The sequence below is a fragment of the bacterium genome, assembly GCA_019695335.1.
Lineage (GTDB): Bacteria > CLD3 > CLD3 > SB21 > SB21 > JABWBZ01.
Genome location: JAIBAF010000119.1, coordinates 1 through 4,773, shown reverse-complemented (window position 1 = coordinate 4,773; position 4,773 = coordinate 1). Strand labels below are relative to the sequence as shown.

Below are 4,773 nucleotides of genomic sequence, written 5' to 3'. Positions count from 1 at the left end.
TAACCGTTGAAAGTTCTGAATCGCCACAATTCAGCGCCCGTATTTTTATTCAGGCAATACAAATACGTGTCGCCGCCCAGTAAAAATAATTTATCCTGATCGATGCACACTGTGGAACGGATTGATCCGAAGGTTCCAAACGTCCATTTGGATTTGCCGGTTACCAAATCGATTGCGTAAAGCCCGCTGTCGAGGCTGGCGACGTACACGGTATTGCCGTCGATGACCGGAGACGAAATAACAGGGCCTGTAGTTTTAAATTGCCACGCCAATTTCGGCTGTTTATCGAAATCTTTGACGTTTTGCGTAATGGCGTTACCGGCTAAAATCAGTGAAAGCAGAATGAAACAGGTTTTCATGAAATCATCTCCTCCTTTGAAATGATATAGTTTCCGAAAAGATTAATATGCGGTCACACGCCATACGGGATGGTTAATCAAAAGTTGCAATGATGATCGGGTTAAATTCATGGCATAAAAAAACGCTTACCGGATTTATGGGAATCCGGCAAGCGTTATTGGTAGGGAACATCAATAAGAACTTATTTTAGAAAATCCTGCACAGCTTGATTGACCATTTCTGCTTTTTCAAATTGCGCGAAATGTCCGCATTGCGGAATCATGACCAATTGACTGTTTTTAATTTTCGATTTGCCGATAGCGGCAATGTCAGCCGTTTTTCCGCCGTGTAAATACGGATTGGGGATCAGGTTGTCGTTTTCACCAAACACAATCAGTGTAGGCTGTTCGATTTTATCCAATAAATCGACCACCGGTTGATCAACCATACCGTGAACCGATCGAGTGACCGTATAACAATAATTTTCAAAATCGGAAGCGGTTCTCATAGCAATACGATCCGTGATCATGAATTCGGCGTCATCCGGAGTATTGTAAAAATTAGCAATGAGATTCGCGCGAATTTGTTGCGGAGGCGTTTCTTTGACAAATTTTACCGTCATAACTTCGCGGAACCATTGTTTCTCGCCCTCGGTAAAACTTTCAAATCCCGCCGGATCAATCAACACCAGTTTTTGGACTTTATCCGGATATTTCAATGCCATGGTAATTCCGATTTGTCCGCCCATCGAATGGCCGGCGACGATTACGTTTTTTAAGGCCAGTTTATCAATCAATTCCACCATGACGTCGGCATAAAATTCCATCATCCCTGAATGAGGCTTTTTGCTGGATTTGCCGTAGCCCGGCAGATCGACGGCGATACACCGATAATGACTTTTCAACGTTTCGACGTTTTTCTTCCATGCAGGGATGTAGCTTCCAAGTCCGTGAATAAAAAGAATCGTTTGATCGCCGCTGCCTTCGTCGATATAGGCCAGGTCGATATCATTGCTCAATGCCTGATGTTTTACATCGTACGGATAATTCAATTCAGTCAACGACCGCAGTGGTTTGATATTAGAGTAGGGAGCCATACAACCGGCCGTTGCTACTATGAAACAGAAAATTAAAAGGTATTTCATAATCGATACCTGTCTCAAAAATATTAAAAATTAAAAATGAAAAACTAAAACTTTTCATTTCCTGATTCAAAACATGAGCCACTTATACGTTATAAACGTTGTCCATGGGCTCTTCGGTTTTTTCGTTTGATTGCCGTTCACCACCGCACTTTCGTAGAAACTTCCTAACCGCAAATAAGCCGCATGCAGCTCAATATTCATAAAAACATGCGGAATATAGCTTAGACGCGCATTGATTTCGGTTCCGATGAGCCGGCCGCCGCCGACCGGTTTCTCCGCACTGTACGCGTGTCCGAATCCGATTTTGGCGTTAAGTTTATTCGGGACCAATCCTTTACTTAGATTCAGTGTGGCGCCTGCAAGTCCATAACCTATGTTTGACAAATCCGTGACCGCGGCGATATATCGATTGACTACGTTGCCATGGGGAAAGAGAAGATACGTGCCGCTGCTGATAAAAATAGCTCCGGGATAGCCGTAGGAATTACCCGTAATGATACCTTTGAATTTTTTATCGGTGATTCCGTTTTTATCGCCGGTCACATAGAGAAGATCAGCCGTGACGTTGTCATCAACCGTTTGTCCGTATTTATAACCCAGACGAAGGTTTGCCGCCAGGCCAGACACGTCGATGGAACGGTTTGCATTATTGTCATCGACGCTCCCAAAATTATACATCAAAAATCCTGACGCCATCTTGCGGCCTAAAGTAAATTCTGGATTATACCCGCCGAAAGTACCGGCCCAAAATAAATTGGCTTCGTAATTGGCAATGGGGAAAATGAATTGACCGTTGAGGCCGCTGAAAGCGCCATTGAGGCCATAGGTTCCGCTGTTGCCGCCACCGCCATCTGCTACGTAATGAAACGAAACACCGTGACGCCAAGTCGGCGTTATATCTTTTTCATACATGGCTTCCCATAAAACGACGTCATCCGATTGCTCGTCGGCATTTTCAAATAATTGATAATATCCCAATTTATACCGGGCGTAATCCATGTCGTGTCTTACTGAAATTCCTACGCCATCGCTGCCCCAGAAGGCGAGTCGATAACCGGTGTTGGTCAATGTGTTAACACCGACACGGTAAGGGTTGTACGGCGTATCGAAAACGCGCTGCAATCCTAAATTAACGGCCCAGCCTTTGGCTGGAATTAATTCCAGTTCGATATTTTGTGTTTGAATGTTGACGGCATCCGCGTTAAAAGCAGATCCGATATTGCCGCCGGTGCTGTAATTTGCATCGCCCCATACCCAGTCAATTTCAAACGATGCCCGGAGAATCGCTTTGCCGTTGAGCAATTTCGGCGTATAAATAAAAAAAGGAATCAGTCGTTGCTCGAAAATCATCGACGTCTTACCGGTCAAAGTCGGATTGTTACCGCTGAAAAGCCGTCCGACCAATTGCCCGCGTAAAGGTTGCGAAGGATAAATATTGTTGACGACGGCAGAATTGTAAAAATATCCGATATATTGGAATTCGTCGATGGGGTCTTTTGGAACCTGATTTGAATTATCGAAGGGGCTTTTTTGGGCGAAAATACCGGCGCACAGGAATGAGTAGAATAAAAAATGTACAAAAGTTCTCATGGATCATTCCTCATTTTAAGAAATTCTTCGGGTAAAACGGGAAATCCGATGGGTCGGATTTCCCATGACCCGATTAAAGATTATTCGCTCAAACGAATATAACGTTGTACGTTCAAAACGCCAAATGCGCCCGCGTTGGTGCTGCCGAAACCGCCGGCAGGCGTCGGAGCGACGTTGGATGTACCGGTAAGCAGTACAACCTCATATTTCATGCTGTCCGGATTCGCGTTGAAGATTTCAAAAATTCCGCCGTTTTCAGTCACAGCCGGAATGGACTGATTGATGGTGATCGAATAGATGTCACCGACATCGCTTTTCGTTTCAATATAGGTTCCGGAATAATTGACTACGCTCGAATTACCGTTGACCTGACGTACGCTGTAAGTTCCGGTGTTTCCGGATGTATCGCTGGTAGCAAATGTTGCATAGATGGAATCCACACCGCCTGCCGCCGTGAAAATTGTATTCAACAAGGGAGCGACATTGGATCCTTCGGATAACCATACTCCGGCAATCCCGCTTTGATCGCTACCATTGTTGTCATCGTCGCTGCATGACACAACCATGATCACAAATGCGCTCAAAATGAGCACGGATAAAAGGTGAGAGAAGTTTTTCATAGCACAAACTCCTTGAAAGTTAAGGTAAGAAAATGAAGTTAGTTAAGAGATTTAGGAAAGTAATTTTTTAAAGAACGTTGGATTAAAACTTGAAGGCCGCGCAGGCAAATGCGAGTCCGCCTCCGGAGCCCATGAAAATAGCCGTTTCACCGGGTTTGATTAATCCTTTTTTCATGGCATCGTCAAGAGCCATTGGGATACACGCCGATCCGGTATAGCCGAATTCCGACATGACATTATGGGCGCGATCGTGCGTCAGTTCCAGATTATCCAGCGTTTGATAGATGCTGTTGATATTGATTTGAGTGAAGAAATAGTGCCGTACATCCTGTGGAGTCACGCCAATGCGTTGAGTCAATTCGCGAATCATACGTGTCCACGTTTCAGGATTGAGTTCTTTCGGAAATTTTTTGACGAATTTAAGTAAATGATCTTTCTCACGGATAATTTTTTCGGTGACCGGCTGGTGCGTTCCACCCGCATAAATTCCCATCCAGTCGTTGTATTGTCCTTCCGTGTGCAGTGAACTGCCGAGGAATCCGCGCGATGAATCTTTTTCCGATGTGAGGATCACGGCTCCGGCACCATCGGCGAAAAGTGTGACGGTTTTTTTGTCTTTCATGTCGAGATATTTGCTCATGGCATAGGCACCGACAACGAGAATATTCTGATAACGATCATCCGATCGAATGTATTTGCTCGCAACGTCAAGACCCGTCACAAATCCGGCGCACGCCGTATTGAGATCAAAAGTTCCTGCTTTGGATGCCTTCAATTGGTATTGTAAAATCGAAGCGGTCGAAGGGGAGATAAATTCAGGTGTGTCGGTGGCAACGATAATGAGGTCGATATCGGCCGGTTTCATGCGTGCGTTTTCGAGGGCACGCAACGACGCATGACGGCAAAGATCAATGGTCGATTCATTTTCGCGACACCAATGCCGCTGACGGATGGTGAGGTTTTCGACCAACCAAGTATCGACATCTTCCCCGAGCAGATCGTTGAAATAGTGATTCGGCAAAATCCAGTCAGGAGCGTATGAACCGGTGGATATGATCACAGCATTGTGCATAAGAAAAA

Annotated in this window: 5 protein-coding genes; all 5 read right to left on the bottom strand. The window is 45.1% G+C overall.

The features are described 5' to 3' along the window. On the bottom strand, positions 1-359 hold a 359-nt coding region (locus K1X84_16690; GenBank protein MBX7153267.1), incomplete at its 3' end, for a PQQ-like beta-propeller repeat protein. Positions 360-541: 182 nt separating this feature from the next. Continuing rightward, on the bottom strand, positions 542-1,483 hold the full coding sequence (locus tag K1X84_16685; protein MBX7153266.1) for an alpha/beta hydrolase: 942 nt from the start codon (positions 1,481-1,483) through the stop codon (positions 542-544). A 66-nt stretch (positions 1,484-1,549) separates the two neighbouring features. After that, a complete protein-coding gene (locus tag K1X84_16680; GenBank protein ID MBX7153265.1) occupies positions 1,550-3,073 on the bottom strand; it encodes a hypothetical protein in 1,524 nt (507 codons plus the stop codon). An 80-nt stretch (positions 3,074-3,153) separates the two neighbouring features. Next, the gene (locus tag K1X84_16675; protein ID MBX7153264.1) at positions 3,154-3,693 is read right to left on the bottom strand and encodes a hypothetical protein; all 540 of its coding nucleotides are present in this window, start codon (positions 3,691-3,693) and stop codon (positions 3,154-3,156) included. Positions 3,694-3,775: 82 nt separating this feature from the next. Beyond that, the gene (locus tag K1X84_16670) at positions 3,776-4,765 is read right to left on the bottom strand and encodes a ketoacyl-ACP synthase III (GenBank protein ID MBX7153263.1); all 990 of its coding nucleotides are present in this window, start codon (positions 4,763-4,765) and stop codon (positions 3,776-3,778) included. Positions 4,766-4,773 lie beyond the last annotated feature (8 nt).

What these genes read in the sequence shown, in the direction of transcription:
- K1X84_16670 (MBX7153263.1), bottom strand. Translation starts at nt 4,765, where the DNA reads ATGCACAATGCTGTGATCATATCCACCGGTTCATACGCTCCTGACTGG.
- K1X84_16675 (MBX7153264.1), bottom strand. Translation starts at nt 3,693, where the DNA reads ATGAAAAACTTCTCTCACCTTTTATCCGTGCTCATTTTGAGCGCATTT.
- K1X84_16680 (MBX7153265.1), bottom strand. Translation starts at nt 3,073, where the DNA reads ATGAGAACTTTTGTACATTTTTTATTCTACTCATTCCTGTGCGCCGGT.
- K1X84_16685 (MBX7153266.1), bottom strand. Translation starts at nt 1,483, where the DNA reads ATGAAATACCTTTTAATTTTCTGTTTCATAGTAGCAACGGCCGGTTGT.